Source organism: Arthrobacter stackebrandtii, assembly GCF_017876675.1.
Classification (GTDB): Bacteria; Actinomycetota; Actinomycetes; order Actinomycetales; family Micrococcaceae; genus Specibacter; species Specibacter stackebrandtii.
Genome location: NZ_JAGIOI010000001.1, coordinates 1114176 through 1131272, shown reverse-complemented (window position 1 = coordinate 1131272; position 17097 = coordinate 1114176). Strand labels below are relative to the sequence as shown.

General features: G+C 65.6%; 15 protein-coding genes. 9 read left to right on the top strand and 6 right to left on the bottom strand.

What is annotated here, in order from left to right:
- Positions 1 to 117: 117 nt before the first annotated feature.
- From JOF48_RS04605 to JOF48_RS04590, 4 genes are all read right to left on the bottom strand, one after another.
- Positions 118 to 1290, bottom strand: a complete 1173-nt coding sequence (locus JOF48_RS04605) for a globin domain-containing protein (protein ID WP_209677716.1) — start codon at positions 1288 to 1290, stop codon at positions 118 to 120.
- Positions 1291 to 1401: 111 nt separating this feature from the next.
- The gene (locus JOF48_RS04600; protein ID WP_209677714.1) at positions 1402 to 1851 is read right to left on the bottom strand and encodes an RrF2 family transcriptional regulator; all 450 of its coding nucleotides are present in this window, start codon (positions 1849 to 1851) and stop codon (positions 1402 to 1404) included.
- A gap of 3 nt (positions 1852 to 1854) precedes the next feature.
- Positions 1855 to 2334: a hypothetical protein gene (locus JOF48_RS04595; protein WP_245346399.1), complete on the bottom strand. Its 480-nt coding sequence runs from the start codon at positions 2332 to 2334 to the stop codon at positions 1855 to 1857.
- 30 nt (positions 2335 to 2364) lie between these two features.
- The gene (locus JOF48_RS04590; protein ID WP_342591155.1) at positions 2365 to 3780 is read right to left on the bottom strand and encodes a phosphomannomutase/phosphoglucomutase; all 1416 of its coding nucleotides are present in this window, start codon (positions 3778 to 3780) and stop codon (positions 2365 to 2367) included.
- A 96-nt stretch (positions 3781 to 3876) separates the two neighbouring features.
- Between JOF48_RS04590 and JOF48_RS04585 the strand changes: the two genes are divergently transcribed.
- Positions 3877 to 6027, top strand: coding sequence for a RecQ family ATP-dependent DNA helicase (locus JOF48_RS04585; RefSeq protein ID WP_209677710.1), 2151 nt, complete (start codon positions 3877 to 3879; stop codon positions 6025 to 6027).
- 227 nt (positions 6028 to 6254) lie between these two features.
- On the opposite strand, the gene JOF48_RS04580 is transcribed toward JOF48_RS04585, so the two are convergent.
- Both JOF48_RS04580 and JOF48_RS04575 read right to left on the bottom strand, forming a co-directional pair.
- On the bottom strand, positions 6255 to 7013 hold the full coding sequence (locus JOF48_RS04580) for an SDR family NAD(P)-dependent oxidoreductase (protein WP_209677708.1): 759 nt from the start codon (positions 7011 to 7013) through the stop codon (positions 6255 to 6257).
- 2 nt (positions 7014 to 7015) lie between these two features.
- Complete coding sequence (locus JOF48_RS04575; RefSeq protein ID WP_209677706.1) at positions 7016 to 7897, bottom strand: fumarylacetoacetate hydrolase family protein; 882 nt, start codon at positions 7895 to 7897, stop codon at positions 7016 to 7018.
- Positions 7898 to 8101: 204 nt separating this feature from the next.
- Between JOF48_RS04575 and JOF48_RS04570 the strand changes: the two genes are divergently transcribed.
- From JOF48_RS04570 to JOF48_RS04535, 8 genes are all read left to right on the top strand, one after another.
- Positions 8102 to 9427 carry an L-fuconate dehydratase gene (locus JOF48_RS04570; protein ID WP_209677704.1) on the top strand — a complete coding sequence of 442 codons (1326 nt, stop codon included), beginning with the start codon at positions 8102 to 8104 and terminating at the stop codon, positions 9425 to 9427.
- Between the two features lie 33 nt (positions 9428 to 9460).
- Positions 9461 to 10789, top strand: a complete 1329-nt coding sequence (locus JOF48_RS04565; protein WP_209677701.1) for an alpha-L-fucosidase — start codon at positions 9461 to 9463, stop codon at positions 10787 to 10789.
- Positions 10786 to 11100 carry an L-rhamnose mutarotase gene (locus JOF48_RS04560; RefSeq protein ID WP_209677689.1) on the top strand — a complete coding sequence of 105 codons (315 nt, stop codon included), beginning with the start codon at positions 10786 to 10788 and terminating at the stop codon, positions 11098 to 11100. Before JOF48_RS04565 ends, JOF48_RS04560 begins: the two co-directional genes overlap by 4 nt.
- Positions 11097 to 12065, top strand: coding sequence for an aldo/keto reductase (locus tag JOF48_RS04555; RefSeq protein ID WP_342591154.1), 969 nt, complete (start codon positions 11097 to 11099; stop codon positions 12063 to 12065). The genes JOF48_RS04560 and JOF48_RS04555 overlap by 4 nt, the downstream gene beginning before the upstream one ends.
- A complete protein-coding gene (locus tag JOF48_RS04550) occupies positions 12058 to 12933 on the top strand; it encodes an amidohydrolase family protein (protein ID WP_245346398.1) in 876 nt (291 codons plus the stop codon). Before JOF48_RS04555 ends, JOF48_RS04550 begins: the two co-directional genes overlap by 8 nt.
- A 351-nt stretch (positions 12934 to 13284) precedes the next feature.
- Positions 13285 to 14802 (top strand): sugar ABC transporter ATP-binding protein, encoded by a 1518-nt coding sequence (locus tag JOF48_RS04545; protein WP_342591153.1) that lies wholly within the window; start codon positions 13285 to 13287, stop codon positions 14800 to 14802.
- A gap of 18 nt (positions 14803 to 14820) precedes the next feature.
- The gene (locus tag JOF48_RS04540) at positions 14821 to 15843 is read left to right on the top strand and encodes an ABC transporter permease (RefSeq protein WP_209677683.1); all 1023 of its coding nucleotides are present in this window, start codon (positions 14821 to 14823) and stop codon (positions 15841 to 15843) included.
- Positions 15844 to 15901: 58 nt separating this feature from the next.
- Complete coding sequence (locus JOF48_RS04535) at positions 15902 to 16885, top strand: ABC transporter substrate-binding protein (protein ID WP_209677681.1); 984 nt, start codon at positions 15902 to 15904, stop codon at positions 16883 to 16885.
- Positions 16886 to 17097 lie beyond the last annotated feature (212 nt).

The following is a 17097-nucleotide window of genomic DNA, read 5'->3' as shown; positions in this document are numbered from 1 at the left end:
CTGGCCCAATGACGCCATCGCAGCAATGGCAGGAAATTCGGCAACGCCATCGCAGTCGGTGCGATAGCGTTGCCGAAAAACCCGTCATTGGTGCGACAGCGTCGGGATGGGGAGCGGCTAGTTGGCGGCGCCGGTGAGCCAGACGTCCGGGCCGAAGACCTCGTAGTGGATCTTCGTCGACGGGATGCCGGCATCGATCGCCTGGCTGCGGATCGCCTTCATGAACGGCAGCGGCCCGCACACATACATCGACGCGTCAGCCGGCAGGTCAAGGCCCTCGAGGGACATGAAGCCCTTGTGGAATCCCTCGGTGGGCTCCTCCAGCCAGAGCTGCAGGGTGGCGCCGTCAATGGCGTCCACATCGGTGGTCATCTGCTCGCGCAGCGCCCAGGCCTCGAGGTTCTTCTCGGCGTGCAGCACCAGCACCTCGCGGTCCCCGCCCGCATTGGCCAGCGACCGCAGCGCCGACGCAGAGGGGGTGCAGCCGATGCCGGCGGTCGCAAACACAACCGGGCCCTCGCCGTCGAGCGTCACATCGCCGTAGGGGTTGGAAAGTTCGACGACGTCCCCCACCTTCACATTGTTGTGCAGCACGGGCGAGACCTCGCCGCCGTCGTCACGCTTGGTGGTGAACACGCGGCGGGTGGTGGACTCGACGTCGGCGCTGAGCGAGTACTGGCGGACCTGCAGCAGGCCGTCCGGCAGGGCAATCTTGACGGAGACGAACTGGCCGGGGCGGGCCGCGGTGACGGGGGTGTCGTCGGCAGGGGCCAGGACGAAGGTCATGGAGTCGGTGCCGGCGGGCGTCTTTGCCACGACGGTCCAGGGCATCCACATCTTGTCGTTGGCCTGGGCGGCGTAGAGGCCCTTTTCGATCTTGATGAGCGCGTTGGCCATGAGCCAGTAGACCTCGGTCCAGGCTTCGGCGATCTCGGCCGTGATGACGTCGGCGAGCTCTTCCGCGATGGCCTCAAAGAGGTACTTGTAGACGATGTCGTACTGGTCCTCGGTGATGCCCAGGGCGGTGTGCTTGTGGGCGATGCGGCTGAGCATGGTCTCGGGGATCAGGTCCGGGTTGGCCACCAGGGCGGACGCGAATCCGGCGATGGAACCGGCCAGGGCCTTCTGCTGCTCGCCGTTGTTTTGGTTGGCGCGGCTGAACAGGCCGTCGAGGAGCTCCGGGTGTGCGGCGAACATGCGGCCGTAGAAGTTCGGGGTGATGGCGCCCAGCCGTGAACCCACCAGGGGCAGGGTGGCTTCAATGATGGGGCGCGATTTTTCCGAAAGCATCTTGGTACTCCTTGGGTGAAAGTCGGGATGACAAACCCAAAGTAGCATTTAAAATGCGAGTTTAAATTCCCATTTTCTACAAGTCGTAGAAAAATGCTGATTTGGTGCGGATCAGCCAGGGCGGGTTGTGCTTAACATCACAGGCACCGGCCCGTCATTGGTCTTCCTGGCCAGGCTGTAGATGGTCACGTTGTCCAGCGATACGTAGAACGATTCCCGGGCGTGGTTTAGCACGCCGCGCAGCCCGCAGTTGTGGGCCAGCGGGCATTCACCCATCTCGGTGCGGCATTCGGCCGCGTCCTGGTGGTCGTCCAGCACGCGCAGCACCTGGCCCACCGTGGTGGCCTTCCCTGCGGGGGAGATGCGGACCCCGCCGGTGCGGCCGCGGATGGCTTCCACGAGCCCCATCTGCCGCAGCTTCAGCACGGCCTTGCTCACATGGTTGTACGGCGTGCCCACCTGCTCCGCGAGATCGCGGGTGGTGGACAGTTCGCCCTCCGGCGCCGAGCACAGCACCATCAACAGGCGCAGGCTGACGTCGGAAAAGGAGTTGATGCGCATGGCTTAGGCCCAGATCTGGATCTCGCCGACTTCGAGGAAGGGGTTGCCGAACTCCCAGCCGGTGGGCGCCTGGCGGTACGGGCGCACGGCTGAGACTCCCACGCCGGAGCTGTGTTCGGCCATGACATGGATGGCGTCCGTGACGTCGTCGGGCAGGTGGATGTCACAGACGACGGCGGCTGCCCGGTTTTGTTCGCGCTGTTGCGCGAGTGCCGCGAACAGGTCCGCCACCATCGCGTCGGCGTCGAGTTCGCTTTCCTCCCCGCCGTCCACCTCCGTCGGCGAGACGGCCACGAGGCTGAGTTCGCCGTTGTGGGCCAGGACGATGCCCACGGGCAGGAAGGCGCCGTGCTCCTCGAGCTGCTCGCCGGCAACGCCCAGGGCGGTGCCGATGAGCTTGTTCAGGTCATCCTGCACCTCGGGGGCCAGCTCGGCGGGGGCGGACGTCTCCGGCGTGTTCTGTTCGGTTGTGGTGTGCTCCATGGTGTTTCCTTTATGGGGTGTTGGGGCCGCTTAGCGGCGCACGAGCGCCAGGACGTCGTCGCGGATGTCTGCCATGGTGACGGCGTCCACGGCCTCGGCGTTCAGGCGCAGGAAGGGCTCGGTGTTGGAGGCGCGCAGGTTGAACCACCACGTGCCGTCCTTGGCGGTAAAGGTGATGCCGTCGAGTTCGTCGACCACGACGTCGTCGCGGGTGTAGGCCTCGCGGACGCGGGCCACGGCGGCGGGGACGTCGGCCAGCTGGGAGTTGATTTCGCCGCTGGAGACGTAGGGTTCGTATTCGCGGCCCAGCTCGGACAGCGGGCCGTCCTGCTCGCCCAGCGCCGCGAGCACGTGCATGGCGGCGAGCATGCCGGTGTCGGCGTTGAAGAAGTCGCGGAAGTAGTAGTGCGCGGAGTGCTCCCCGCCAAACACGGCACCTTCCTCCGCCATGGTGGCCTTGATGAAGGAGTGGCCCACCCGCGTGCGGACGGCCCGGCCGCCGTCGTGCTTGATCAGTTCGGGCACCGCACGGGAGGTGATGAGGTTGTGGATGACGGTGGGCTCGGCTTCGCCGCCGAGCTTGGCACGGGCGATCTCGCGCCGGGCCACCAGGGCGGTGACGGCCGACGGCGACACGGGCGCCCCGAGCTCGTCGATGACAAAGCAGCGGTCCGCATCGCCGTCGAACGCCAGGCCGATGTCCGCCCCATGCTTGACCACGGCCGCCTGCAGGTCCAGCAAGTTGGCCGGCTCCAGCGGGTTGGCGGGGTGGTTCGGGAAGGTGCCGTCCAGCTCAAAGTACAGCGGGACAATGTCAAAGGGCAGGCCCGGCAGGATCGCATTGCCGAGGACCGCGGGGGTGGTCATGCCCGCCATGCCGTTTCCGGCGTCGACCACGATCTTCAGCGGGCGGGACCCGGAGAGGTCCACGAGGGAGCGCAGGTACTCGGCGTACGCCTTCAGGACGTCTTCGCTGCCGATGGTGCCCGTGGCCTCCGCCGCAGGAATCCCGCTGGAGAGGTACTGCTGCGCGAGATCGCGGATCTCGGTCATGCCGGTCTCCGAGGACACGGGAACGGCGCCGGCCCGGGTCATTTTCATGCCGTTGTATTCGGAGGGGTTGTGGCTGGCGGTGAAGACCACGCCGGCGGCCTTCAGCGCACCCGAGGCGAAGTAGAGCTCGTCGGTGGAGACGAGCCCCAGCAGCCGCACGTTGGCGCCGCGGCCGGCGGCACCCTCGGCGAAGGCCTGCGAGAAGCCGGCGGAGGACGGGCGCATGTCCCCGCCTACCAGGACGGACTGGCCGTTCAGCTCCAGCACGTCCACGAATGCGGCGCCCACGGCACGCACAGACTCGGTGGTGATAGTCTCACCCACGATCCCGCGCACATCGTAGGCCTTGAACGAGCTGGACAGGTCAACCGGCAAATTATCTTCAGTAGTCACCATGCCATCCTACCGCCGGGGGCCAAGCTGGACGGTTATCCACAGGGCGGTGCGCCCGTTGGGCCGTTTGTCGGTGCGCGCTGGAATACTGGGGGCATGACATTCCCCGCAGCACCCTCCCAAGCCATCCCGTCCAGCACGCGCGAGCAGGCACTGGAGGTGCTGCGGGCCCTGGTGGGGCGCCCGGATGCTGTCTTCCATGAGGGCCAGTTTGAGGCCATTGAGGCCTTGGTCGACGGCGGACGGCGCGCCTTGGTCGTCCAGCGCACGGGCTGGGGGAAGTCAGCCGTGTACTTCGTGGCCTCGCTGCTGCTGCGGGCCCGAGGTGCCGGCCCCACGCTGATTGTTTCGCCCCTGCTGGCGCTGATGCGCGACCAGGTGGCCGCCGCCGAGCGTGCGGGTGTGCGGGCCATGGCCATCAACTCGGCCAACGCCACCGAATGGGGCCAGGTTTCAGCAGCGCTGGCCGCCGACGAGGTGGACGTGCTGCTGGTCTCGCCCGAACGGCTGACCAACCCGTCGTTCCGGGAAAACCAGCTGCCTTCCCTGGTGCAGCGCACGGGACTGCTGGTGGTGGACGAGGCACACTGCATCTCCGACTGGGGGCACGACTTCCGCCCCGACTACCGGCGCATCGCCGACCTGATCGCACAGCTGCCCGCCTCCGTTCCGGTGCTGGCCACCACCGCCACGGCCAACTCCCGGGTGGTGGCCGACATTGAGGAACAGCTGGGCGCCGGCGTGTTCACCATCCGTGGCCCCCTGGCCCGCGAATCGCTGCGACTGGGCGTGCTGCGGCTGGCCGACTCCCGCGACCGGCTGGGCTGGCTGCTGACGCACCTGGCCGAGCTCCCCGGCAGCGGCATCATCTACACCCTGACTGTTTCCGCCGCGGAAGACACCGCACGGCTGCTGGCCGAGGCCGGCCACGTGGTCAAGGCCTACACAGGCCGCACCGACACCCAGGACCGCGAGGCGCTTGAAGATGCGTTGAAAAACAACCAGGTCAAGGCGCTCGTGGCCACCAGTGCACTCGGCATGGGGTTCGACAAGCCCGACCTGGGGTTCGTCGTCCACCTCGGCGCGCCGTCGTCGCCCGTGGCCTACTACCAGCAAGTGGGCCGTGCCGGCCGCGGCAGCGCCAACGCGGATGTCCTGTTGCTGCCGGGCACGGAGGATGCCGAGATCTGGCGCTACTTTGCCACGGCGTCCATGCCGGCACAGGACAAGGCCATGGCCGTCCTCGAGGCGCTCGGCGAGTCGCCCAGGCCCATGTCAACCCCCGCGCTGGAGGCCCGGGTGGACCTGCGCCGCACGCCGCTGGAACTGCTGCTGAAGGTGTTGGCCGTGGACGGCGCCGTGCGCCGCGTGTCCGGCGGTTGGGAGTCAACGGGCCAGCCGTGGGCGTACGACGAGGAACGCTACCGCAGGATCGCCCAGGCCAGGGTGGACGAACAGCAGTCCATGGTGGAGTACGAGCGCATGTCCGGATGCCGCATGGAGTACCTCGCCGCCGCCCTCGACGACGAGACCGCGGCGCCGTGCGGGCGCTGTGACAATTGTGCCGGGCGCTGGTTTGCCGCCGACGTCGTCTCGAGCGCGGCTGAGGCTGCCGGGGACGCGCTGCGCCACGCCGGCCTGCCCCTGGACCCGCGGGCGATGTGGCCCACTGGCATGGACAGGCTGGGGGTGCCCGTCAAGGGCAAGCTCAAGGCGGAGGAACTGTCCGCCTCCGGCCGCATCCTGGCCCGCATGACGGACCTTGGCTGGGGCAACGCGCTGCGTGCCATGTTTGCCTCCGGCGCACCGGATGCCCCTCTCGATCCCGCCATGGCACAGGCCGTGGTGGCGGTGCTGCGGGAGTGGGGCCAGGGCGGCTGGGAAGGATCCGGGCGCCCCGTGGCCGTGGTTGCCATGCCTTCACGGACCAAGCCGCAGCTGCTGGAGTCCTTTGCCCAGGCCATCTGTGAGATTGGCAGGCTGCCGTACCTTGGTGCCATGTCGCTGGCATTTGGCGGGCCCACGGGGGAGCGGGGAGGCAACAGCGCCTACCGGCTCGCCGGCGTCTGGGACCGCTTTGCCGTGGGGCCGGAGCTGCAGCAGGGGCTTGAAAGCTACGGCGGCGGGCCTGTCCTGCTGCTGGACGACCTGGTGGAAAGCCGCTGGTCGCTGACCGTGGCGGGGCGCGCCCTGCGCCAGGCCGGCGCCGGCCAGGTCCTGCCGCTGGTGCTTGCCCAGGCCGGCTAACCGGCCCGCGCGCTCACGCACCGCCCGGACGCTCTGTCACCTTCCGGGCCATTTTCACCGAAGCTCCATCAGCGTCCCGGCGCCCCCACGATCCTTGTCGCAGCAAGGGCCAGAGACCGCGAACGCCGCCGCACCGGGGTGCGACGGCGTTCGAGAAAAACCGGCCAATGCTGCGACAGCGTCGGCCGTTAAGGGGCCAAAGGTGATGCAGCGTTGGTGGGGCGGGGCTACTGGCCTGCGGGGCGCAGGCGCAGGGCCTGCATGCCGCCGTCGACCGCGATGGACGTGCCCGTGGTGGAGCCGGACAGCGGGCTTGCCAGGTATGCAACTGCGCCGGCCACCTCGTCGGCAGACACCAGGCGGCCGTGCGGCTGGCGGGCGTTCAGTGCCGCACGCTCGGCCACGGGATCGTCGGCCTGGTCCATGAGGCGGCCAATCCAGGGGGTGTCGGCGGTGCCGGGGTTGACGCAGTTGACGCGGATGCCTTCACGCAGGTGGTCGGCAGCCATGGCCTGGGTCAGCGACAACACGGCACCCTTGGTGGCCGAGTACAGTGCCCGGGCGGGGAGTCCGGCCGTGGCGGCGATGGAGCAGGTGTTCACGATCGCGGCGGCCGTTGACTTGCGCAGGTGGGGCATCGCTGCGCGGGAAACGCGGACCATGCCCACGACGTTGATGTCCCAGACGCGGGCCCATTCGGCGTCGTCGTTGTCTTCGACAGTGCCGATGGCGCCGATGCCGGCGTTGTTCACCACGATGTCCACGCCGCCGAATGCCGCAACGGTGCCATCGATGGCAGCCTTGACGGAGGCGTCGTCGGAGACGTTGCACTTGAATCCGAGCTGGCCCTCGGGCAGGTTCTCCGGGTTCAGGTCAAGGACGGCAATGTTGGCGCCCATGGCCTGCAGCTTTGTGGCGATCGCGGCACCGATGCCGGAGGCGCCGCCTGTGATGACAGCTGTGAGGTTTGACAGTTCCTGGCTCATATCTAGGCCTCCTTGGTGGTGCCGGCGCGGAAGAACTCCTGGCGCTGGCGGCCAAGCCCTTCGATTTCAAGTTCCACGACGTCGCCGTCCTGGATGTAGGGGAAGCGGCCGGAGAGGGCCACGCCCTCGGGCGTTCCGGTGAGGATGACATCGCCCGGTTCCAGGACCATGTACTGGCTCAGGTGGTGGATGACGGTGGGGACATCAAAGATCAGGTCTGCCGTGTTGGAGTCCTGGCGGATCTCGCCGTTGACCCAGCTCTTGAGCTGGAGCTTGTTGGCATCGACCTCGGATGCCGGGATGAGCCACGGGCCCAGCGGGGTGGACTTGGGCAGCGACTTGCCCTTCGTCCACTGGCCGGCTGCGCCGGGGAGCTGGTATTCACGTTCGGAGAGGTCGTTGGCTGCAACGTAGCCAGCCACCGCAGAGGCGGCTTCCTCAACCGAGGAGAGGTAGCTGACCTCGCGGCCGACGACGACGCCCAGTTCAACTTCCCAGTCATACTTTGCCGCCAGCGGCGGAATGGGGGAGGCGTCGTAGGGGCCGGCCACGGTGTTGTTCGGCTTGAGGAAGACCACCGGGATGGTGGGTGGCTCGGCGCCGGACTCGGCTGCGTGCGCGGCGTAGTTCATGCCGATGCAGATGACGTTGTTGGGCCGTGCCACGGGGGAGCCGATGCGCAGCTCGGCCGCATTTTCCAGCACGGGAAGGGTGCCGGCGTCGAGGGCGGCGCGGAGCGTAGCCAGGCCGCCATTGGCCAGGAATACGCCGTCGATCTCGGCTGTGACGGGGCGTGCGTCGAAGTGCTGCTCGGCACCGTTGGAGTCGGCGGCAATGACGACGGGAATTTCCCGCCCCTGCTCGCCAAGGCGTGCAATCTTCATGAAATTCATTTCCTCTGCAACCGCTTTAGTGCGCGGTTCTTGTTGTCGGTGGCCCTTGCCGGACCTTAACATCTGAGCTTTAAGGCAACTTTACCCATAGGTGGCCGTGTTTCCAGCATTAAGTCTGATATTGACATGCAAAACATCGGATGTTTAGCTTGAGGTAACTTCCACCACTTTTGACACCTCTTATAGGGAGCGCCTGTGAGCACCATCATCGCCGTTGAAACCAGCGACGTACGCTTTCCAACGTCCCGGGACCTGGACGGTTCCGACGCCATGAACCCGGATCCTGACTACTCGGCCGCCTACCTGCGAGTGGTCACGGACAGCGGCGACGGCCACGAAGGCCACGGCTTTGTCTTCACCATTGGCCGCGGCAACGACGTTGAAACGGCCGCCATCAAGGCGCTGACCCCGTACCTGCTGGGCCGCAACGTTGAAGAGCTGCTGGGCGACATGGGCGCCACCTACAAGGAGTTCATCAACGACTCGCAGCTGCGCTGGCTGGGCCCCGAAAAGGGCGTCATGCACATGGCCATCGGCGCCGTGACCAACGCACTGTGGGACCTGAAGGCCAAGCGCGCCGGCCTGCCGCTGTGGCAGCTGCTGGGAACCATGAGCCCCGAAGAGCTGGTCAACCTGGTTGACTTCCGCTACCTCAGCGACGCACTCACCCCAGAGGAAGCCCTCGAGATCCTGCGCAAGGCGGAGCCCGGCCGCGAAGAGCGCACCGCCACGCTGCTGGCCGAGGGCTACCCGGGCTACACCACCACCCCCGGCTGGCTGGGCTACTCCGATGAGAAGCTGACCCGCCTGGCCCACGAGGCCGTCGCCGACGGATTCAAGCAGATCAAGCTCAAGGTCGGTGCCGACCTCGAGGACGACGTGCGCCGCCTGCGCGCCGCACGTGCCGCCGTCGGGCCCGACATCAAGATTGCCGTGGACGCCAACCAGCGCTGGGACGTGGCGGAAGCCATCGAGTGGATGAAGCACCTGGCACCGTTCGACATCGCCTGGATCGAGGAGCCCACCAGCCCCGACGACATCCTGGGCCACGCCGCCATTGCCCGCGGCGTGGCGCCGATTCCGGTGGCCACCGGTGAGCACGTGCAGAACCGCGTGGTCTTCAAGCAGATGCTGCAGGCCGACTCGCTGCAGGTCCTGCAGATCGATGCCGCCCGTGTGGCCGGTGTCAACGAGAACATCGCGATCCTGCTCCTGGCCGCCAAGTTCGGCGTCCGCGTCTGCCCGCATGCCGGCGGCGTTGGCCTGTGCGAGGCCGTCCAGCACCTGTCCATGTTCGACTTCGTGGCCGTCTCCGGCCAGAAGGAAGACCGCATGATTGAGTTCGTGGACCACCTCCACGAGCACTTCATCACGCCGATTGACGTCCACGACGGCTGCTACTGGCCGCCCGTTGCCCCGGGCGGTGGCAGCGAAATGCATGCCGCGTCCGTTGCTGAGTACACTTTCCCCGATGGTGCATTCTGGGTTGCCGACGCCCTGACGAACGCCGCCGTCCACTAGCCAACCACTAGCAATGAAACAGGTCTGACAAAGATGCAGCCGAATACCGCCCAAGTCCACATTGACCATGCGCCGTGGTTCACCGAAGCCCGACTGGGCATGTTTGTGCATTGGGGGCTGTATTCGCTGGCCGCCCGCCACGAGTGGGTCATGTTCCGGGAAGAAATTCCGGTGGCCGAGTACCGCAAGTACTTCGAGCACTTCGACCCGGATCTCTATGACCCCCGTGAGTGGGCGGCGGCTGCCAAGTCCGCCGGCATGAAATACGTGGTGCTGACCACCAAGCACCACGACGGTTTCTGCCTGTGGGATTCGGCGCTGACGGACTACAAGTCCACCAACACCCCCTGCGGCAGGGACCTGTTGACGCCCTACGTCGAAGCATTGCGCGAAGCCGGCTTGAAAGTCGGCTTCTACCACTCCGTCATTGACTGGCATCACCCGGATTTCGCCATTGACGGCAACCATGCGGACCGCAACAACCCCGATGCCGATGCCATCAACGCCACCCGGACGGGTGAGCGGTACCGCGAATACCTGCACGGACAGGTCCGCGAATTGCTCAGCAACTACGGCACGATCGACTACCTCTTCTTTGATTTCTCCTACCCCAACGAGGGCGGCACGGCATCGGCCGGCAGTCGGTTCCCTGGCAAGGGCCGCGAGGCGTGGGGCTCCGAAGCGCTCATGGAGATGATCCGTGAACTCCAGCCCGGCATCGTCGTCAACGACCGCCTGGACATCCCCGGGGACTTTGTCACACCAGAGCAGTACCAGCCGGACGGTGCCATGGTCAGCGGCGACAAGCTGGTGCCCTGGGAAGCCTGCCAAACCCTGAACGGCTCATGGGGCTATGACCGCGACAACCTGGACTACAAGACGCCGGACCTTTTGGTACGGATGCTCATTGACGGGGTTGCCAAGGGTGGAAACCTGCTGCTGAACGTCGGCCCCACGGCGCGTGGCGAGATTGATTCGAGGGCCGCCGATGCCCTCGCCGCGATGGGGGAGTGGATGCGTGTCCACGGCCGGTCCATCTACGGCGCCGGGGCATCCAGTTTCCAGCCACCCACTGACGTGCGCTACACCCAGCGCGGCAACCGTGTCTACGTGCACGCCTTCGCCTGGCCGTTCCAGTTCCTGCACCTGCCAGGACTGGCCGGCAAGGTGCGGTATGCACAGTTGCTCAATGATGCCTCTGAGGTCGCCATGATGATCCTCGAAGAAGGCCAGGAAGCCGGCCACATGACCCCTGCCGGGCAAGCAGCCGGGACCCTGACCCTGAGGCTTCCAGTGCAGCGCCCCAACGTTGCGGTGCCCGTCATCGAACTATTCCTCACTGAAGAAAGCGAACTCGCATGACCCAGAAGATTGCCCTGCACACACGGCTCAAGCCCGGCAAGGAAGCCGAGTACGACCGCGTCCACGCCCGCATCAGCGACGAGCTGGACGCTGCACTGCGCCGCTCCGGCGTCACAAGCTGGAACATTTGGCGCAGCGGCCGGGACCTGTTCCACGTGGTGGAAGTGGCCAACTACCAGGCCATGCGCAAGGAGCTCGCGACGGACCCGGTCAACATCGAGTGGCAGGCCGTGATGGCGGAACTGCTGGAAGTTGAGGACGACTACTCGGGCGACGACATGGGCCTGGCGAAGGTGTGGGAGCTGCCGTGAGTGTTCCGGAATTGGGCCGTTTGGGCTTTGGCGCCGCGGGCATCGGCAACCTGTACAAGGCCATGTCCGACGACGTTGCTGCCGCCACCTTGGAGGCCGGCTGGGACGCGGGCCTGCGCTACTTTGACACGGCACCGCACTACGGGCTGGGCCTGTCCGAGCGCCGCGTGGGAGCCTTTCTCTCCACCAAGCCGCGCGACGAGTTTGTCATTTCCACGAAGGTGGGACGCGTCCTGGACCCGGTGGACAACCCCTCCGGGGCGCGGGACACCCAGGGCTTTGACGTCCCGGCTGACACCGTCCGCCGCTGGGATCCCTCCGAAGCGGGCATCCGCCGCAGCATCGAGGACTCCCTGGAACGCACCGGCTTGGACCGGATCGACATTGCGTTCCTGCATGACCCGGATGTCTATGACCTCGAAGCCGGCATCAACCAGGCACTGCCCGCCTTGGAGAAGCTGCGCGCGGAGGGGCTCGTCTCGGCCATCGGCGTCGGCGCCAACTCCTCGGACGCGCTGCGCGACTGCGTTCAGGCGGCGGACCTGGACATCATCATGCTGGCCGGGCGCTACTCTCTGCTGGAACAGCCCGCCGCGACCGACCTGATGCCGTTGTGCCTGGAGCGCGGTGTGGGCATTGTCAACGTGGGCGTCTACAACTCCGGCCTGCTGGCCCGTCCGGTGGTGCCCGACGACGCAAACTACAACTACGCACCGGCCCCGGCGGACATCCTGGCCCGTGCCAAGGCCCTGGCCGCCTGCTGCGACGAGTTCGGCGTCGAGCTGCCGGCCGCCGCACTGCAGTTTGCCGCGGCACACCCGTCCGTGAGTTCCGTGGTGGTGGGCGCTTCCAAGCCGGGGCAGATCGTTGAGACGGCCCAGCGCATGACGGCCGACATCCCCACGGAAATGTGGACCGCGATGGTTTCGCGCGGCCTGCTGGATGAAGGTCTTTTCCATGGCTAGCGGCACTGTCTCCATGCCCGACGGCGGCACTCCGGCCCGCCTGGATTCCCACCTTCACCTGTGGGAACTGGGGGAGGGGCGCTACTCGTGGCTGCAGCCCACGCACGGTGTCCTGTACGACTCGTTTACCGCCGAACAGGCCCGGGAGGCGCTGTCCGCCGCCGGCATCGAACAGGCCATCCTGGTTCAGGCCGACGACACCGCTGAAGACAACGAGGCCATGCTCGCAGCGGCCGACGCCAACGACTGGATCGTCGGGGTGGTCGGCTGGCTGCCGCTGGAGGACCCGACGGCGTCTGCAGCGCTGCTGGAAACGTGGGGCTCCAACCCCAAGTTCCGCGGCGTGCGGACGCTGATCCACGACGACCCCCGGGCCAACGTACTGGACCTTGGCCCGGTGCGGTCAACGCTGGCGCTGATTGAAAAGGCGGGGTTGGCCTTCGACGTGCCCAACGCCTATCCGCGCCACCTGGGCCAGACCGCGGCCATTGCGCGAGACTTCCCGGAACTGACTGTGGTGGTGGACCACCTGGGCAAGCCGCCGCGTGCAGCCGGAGATGCCTCCATGGCCGAGTGGGAGCGGCAGCTGCGTGACGTTGCCGCCGTGCCCAACACCGTCGCGAAGGTGTCCGGCCTGTTTGAGGGTGGCGTGGACTTTTCCGCGGCGGCCCTGGCCCGCACCTGGGACGTGGCGCTGTCCGCCTTCGGGCCGGAACGCCTCATGTTCGGCGGCGACTGGCCCGTGAGCCTGCTGGGCGGAACCTACGCGGAGACCGTCAGCGTGATTGCCGGGCTCATCGGTTCGCTGAGCCGGGCCGAGGCGCAGGCCGTCTGGGCCGGCACGGCCCGCAGGGCCTATGGATTCTAGTCTCCACTGGACACATCTTGGCGCCTCCATCCGGCCCGCAGCTGCAGCTGCGGGCCGGATATTTTTTGCCCCAATGCAGTCCCGTCCACACACTTTGTGGCCTGGGTAACAATTGCGTAAACATCGGATGTATTGTGGTCAAAAACACCCATGTGTGTTCCAGCTAACGTACGATGACTGATGTTGACTTGCTCCGCAGGGTGAACATCTGATGCGGGCAGGCCGCTCCGGGCGGGTTCCAACCAGAATGCGGGCAAACGTTGTCAACGATGTGGGCTTCAACAGAGGTCTGATGTCGGATCTGAAGCTTGAGAGGGCAGTATGAGTAAAAAACTTCTTCGGATAACCGGGGTGAACAAGAGCTTCCCCGGCGTCAAGGCGCTGTCCGACATGCAGCTGGACCTGGACCACAACGAGGTGCTGGCCCTCGTGGGTGAAAACGGCGCCGGCAAGTCCACGCTCATGAAGCTCCTTTCCGGCATCTACGTGCCGGACTCTGGCACCTTTGAAATTGACGGCACGGAAGTGGCCATCAACGGCACCAAGCACGCCCAGGAGCTGGGCATCAGCATCATCCACCAGGAATTCAACCTGATGCAGGACCTGACGGTGGCGCAAAACATCTACATCGGCCGCGAACCCCGCTTCGGGGGCCTCTTCCTCAGTGAACGCGCCCTGAACCGCAAGGCCCGGCTGCTGTTCGACCAGATCAACATCGACCTGGACCCCAAGGCCCGGGTCGGCGACCTGACGGTGGCCAAGCAGCAGATGGTTGAGATCGCCAAGGCGCTCTCCTACAAGTCGCGCATCCTGATCATGGACGAGCCCACGGCGGCACTCAATGACGCCGAGGTCGCCACACTGCACGACTTGATCCGCAACTTCACCAATGAAGAAACCGGCGTCATCTACATTTCACACCGCATGGATGAGCTCAAGGCCATCTCCAACCGCATCACCGTGATTCGCGACGGCGAATACATCGACACGGTCAACACCGAGGACACCACCATGGGCGAGGTCATCAACCTCATGGTCGGCCGTGAAATCTCCGGCAACCAGCGGCCCGAGCCCCACCAGCCCTCGGACGAAGTGGTCCTGAAGGTCACGGGCCTGGAAACCAGGGACTTCCTCAAGGACATCAACTTTGAGCTGCACAAGGGCGAAATTCTTGGCTTCGCCGGCCTGATGGGCGCCGGGCGCACGGAAGTGGCCCGCGCCATTGTTGGCGCCGACAAGCTGTCCGCTGGAACCATTGAGCTCAACGGCCGGGACGTCACCATCGCCAACCCCGCCGCTGCCGCGGCACTGGGCGTGGGCTACCTGTCGGAGGACCGCAAGCACCTGGGCCTGCTGCTGGAGCGCGACGTCAAGGACAACATTGCGCTGAGCTCGCTGAAGATGTTCTCCCGCATGGGTGTCCTCAACGACAAGGCCATGAAGTCCTCCGCAGCCACATACATCGAAAAGCTGCGGATCAAGACCCCTTCCAGTGCTCAGATCGCCAAGAACCTCTCCGGCGGAAACCAGCAGAAGATCGTCATTGCCAAGTGGCTCGTCAAGGACTGCGACATCCTGATCTTTGACGAACCCACCCGCGGCATCGACGTCGGGGCCAAGGAAGAGATCTACTCACTCCTGAACGAACTGCTCGCCCAGGGCAAGTCCATCATCATGATCTCCTCGGAGCTTCCGGAAGTGCTGCGCCTGTCCCACCGCATCGCGGTCATGAGCGAAGGCCGGCTCACCGGCTTCCTCAGCAACGAGGAAGCCAGCCAGGAAAAGATCATGGAACTGGCCACCCAAAACATCGCCGGCGCCGTCCTGGCACCCCTCCCGTCATCCAGCGCGCAGCGCGTCCCGAACTAAGAAAGAAAAGGCATTCAGATGACCTTGACCAAGGAAGCTGCGCAAGCTGCCAAGGCTGCCAGCCACAAGAAATCAGAACTCAACACGCGAATCCGCGCCAGCTTCCAGCAGCTGCTGGCGTTTGCCAGCCTTCTGGCGCTGGTCCTGTTCTTCTCCGTGGCCAGCTCCAACTTCTACCAGGCCGCCAACCTCTCCAACATCCTGCTCTCCACCGTGGTGACGGGGCTGCTGGCGCTGGGCACCACGTTTGTCATCATCACCGGCGGCATTGACCTGTCCATTGGCACGGGCATGACCCTGTGCTCGGTCATGACGGCGGTGTTCATGACGCAGATGGGCATGCCCATGATCGTGGGAGTCCTCTGCGGTGTGCTGTTCGGTGCACTCATGGGCGGCATCAACGGCTTCCTGGTGGCGGTCATGAAGATCCCCTCCTTCATCGCCACCCTGGCCATGATGATGGTCGCCGCCGGCCTGGCCCTGGTCATCTCCGGCACCAAGCCCATTTACACCAACGAGGTTGAGGGGTTCCAGAAGATCTTCGCCCTGGGCAAGTCCATCCCGGGCCTGGTCATTCCCAACGCTGTCTTCATCCTCTTCGCCGCTGCGATCATTGCCGGGCTCCTGCTGTCCAAGACCATCCTGGGCCGCTACACCTACTCGATCGGCTCCAACATGCAGGCCACGGCGCTCTCGGGTGTCAACGTCACCAAGTGGACCGTGCTGATCTACACCGTTGCAGGCTGCTTCACCGGCCTCGCCGGCGTCATCGCCACCGCCCGCCTCAACTCGGCCCAGCCCGCAGGCGGTGCAGGCCTGGAGCTTCAGGCGATTGCCGCCGTCGTGATTGGCGGAACCTCCCTGGCCGGAGGCAAGGGCTCCATCATCGGCACCGTCATTGGTGCGCTCATCATGTCGGTTTTGACCAACGGCCTCTCCATCATGTCCATCCCGCAGGAATGGCAGCAGGTCGCCGTGGGCGTCGTCATCCTGCTCGCCGTCTACCTGGACATGATGCGCCGCAAGAAGGCCGTCAACTAGTTTTCACCAGCATCACCGTTCATTTGATCATCACCGTTTCCACAAAGGAGTAAACATCATGCAGAGAAGGAAATTTCTGGCCCTCGCCTCGGTAGCCGCACTGTCACTGGGCGTTGCAGCCTGTGACACCCCGGCCGATGCCCCCGCTGCCAGCGGAGGCGCAGGCGGCGGCAAGCCGTACATCGCCATTGTCTCCAAGGGCTTCCAGCACCAGTTCTGGCAGTCGGTGAAGCAGGGTGCGGAGGACGCTGCCAAGGAATTCAACGTCGAGATCTCCTTCGAGGGCCCGGACAAGGAAACCAACGTCCAGCAGCAGATGGACCAGCTCAACAACGCCATGGCGAAGAATCCGCAGGCGCTGGCCCTGGCCGCGCTGGACTCCAAGGCCGCCGAGGGCGTGCTGGAAGATGCCAAGGCCAAGGGCATCCCGGTCATCGCGTTTGACTCCGGCGTCGACTCCGACATCCCCGTGGCCACCGCCTCGACCGACAACAAGGCCGCTGCCGCCGAGGCTGCAAAGCACATGGCCGAGCTGCTGGGCAACAAGGGTGAAATCGGCATCATCGGCCACTCCCAGACGGCCACCTCCGGCACCGACCGCCGCGACGGCTTCGTAGACTACATGAAGGCCAACGCCCCCGACATCAAGATCGTGGACATCCAGTACGCGGACGGCGACCAGGCCAAGTCCACGGATGCCGCCAAGGCCATGATGACGGGCAACCCGAACCTGGCCGGCATGTACGGCACCAACGAGGGTGCCGCGATCGGCGTCGTCAACGCAGTCAAGGAGATGGGCAAGTCCGGCGATCTGACCATCGTGGGCTTCGACTCCGGCAAGGCCCAGATGGATGCCATCCGCGACGGTCTCATGGCCGGCGCCGTCACCCAGAACCCCGTCGGCATCGGCTACGAGACCGTCAAGGCCGCCGTCGCCGCGATCAACGGCGAGAAGGTGGAGAAGGTCATCGACACCGGCTTCTACTGGTACGACGCCGAGAATATCGACGACGACAAGATCGCCGCGAACCTCTACGAGTAGGCGTTAAGCACGGAAGACCCGCACGGCCCAAAGGCCTGCGGGTCTTCCGTGCTTAACCCTGCCCAACCCCTTCGCAGCAATGGCCATTTTTACCATGGCCCTCTCGCAGCAATGAACTGTTTTCTTGCGACGCCCTCGCAGTCCGCTTTCCTCAGCGTGCGCGGGCCTGTTGTGACCTGCCATTGGTGCGAGAGGGTCGGCCTAAAAACGGC